The sequence below is a fragment of the Methylobacterium sp. WL103 genome (genome assembly GCF_008039885.1).
In the GTDB taxonomy this organism is placed as follows: domain Bacteria; phylum Pseudomonadota; class Alphaproteobacteria; order Rhizobiales; family Beijerinckiaceae; genus Methylobacterium; species Methylobacterium cerastii.
Map to the genome: position 1 here is coordinate 1 of NZ_VRUX01000950.1, position 1,117 is coordinate 1,117.

1 protein-coding gene is annotated in these 1,117 nt (G+C 74.8%); it reads right to left on the bottom strand.

The genetic code is table 11. The features are described from left to right. On the bottom strand, nt 1-1,117 hold a 1,117-nt coding region (locus FV222_RS26950), incomplete at both ends, for an MATE family efflux transporter (RefSeq protein WP_147816191.1).

Consider the following 1,117-nt stretch of genomic DNA (forward strand, 5'->3'; position numbering starts at 1 on the left):
GGGCGCGACGGCGTCGCGCTCGAGCAGCGTCACGGTGCGGACGGCCATGAGGATGCCGGCCACGCCGAAGGCGAGGGAGCCGATTCCGACGCCGGCGAGGACCCCGCGCGGGCCGTACAACGCGGCGCCCGCGAGCGCCGGCGGCATCGTGCCCAGGGTCGCCCGGCCCCAGTTGAGCAGGGTCGAGCGGATCGGGAAGCCGAGGTTGTTGAACGAGGCGTTGGCGAGGAACAGCAGCCCGTTGAAGAACCACACCCCGCCGCTGACGAAGCAGAAGAACCCGAACAGGTCGGCGGCCACCCCGTCGAGTTCGAACAGCCGCATCAGGGGGCCGCGGGCGAGCACCAGGGCCGCCCAGACGATCGCGCTGTAGAGGAACGTGACCAGCGCCCCGTCGCGAAGCACGCCGCGCATCCGGTCGAAGCGGCCGGCGCCCCAGTTCTGTCCGAGGATCGGCCCGATCGAGCCCGACAGCGCGAACAGGCCGCCGAAGGCCACGGGCGTCAGGCGGTCGATCACCACGTTGGCCGCCACCGCCACCGCGCCGTAACGGGCGAGCACGTGGGCGAGGAAGGCGCTGGCCACCGAGGGCGCGAGGTTGGTGAGCACCGCCGGCAAGGCGATCCTGAACACCAGCGGCGCGTCGGCGAGCGTCTCGGCGAGGCGCGGGGCGGCGAGCATCCGGTGCTGCCGCACCCCGTGCCAGCCGACGAGTGCGAAGGTGGCGCGCGCCACGCAGGTGGTGATCGCCGCCCCGTCGACCCCGAGCCCGGCCCCGAAGATCAGCAGCGGATCGAGGCCCACCGTCACCAGTGCGCCGCCCAGCGTCACGAACATCGCCTGGCGCGCCGCGCCCACCGCCCGCAGCAGGCCCGAGGCCAGCGCGACCAGGGCGCCGAGCAGCGCCACCGCCGGCACCACCTGGATGCCGCCGACCAGGATCGCGACGAGGCCCTGTCCGCGCCGCCACAGCGACAGCAGTACGGCGCCGCAGACCGCCATCAGCACCGCGCCGCCGGAAAGCAGCAGGTGCCGCACCAGGGCCCCGCCGACGGCAGGGCCGCGCGCCGCGAACTCGACGGCGAGCGACAGGCTCCCCAGCGCCCCGGCCGCGTAG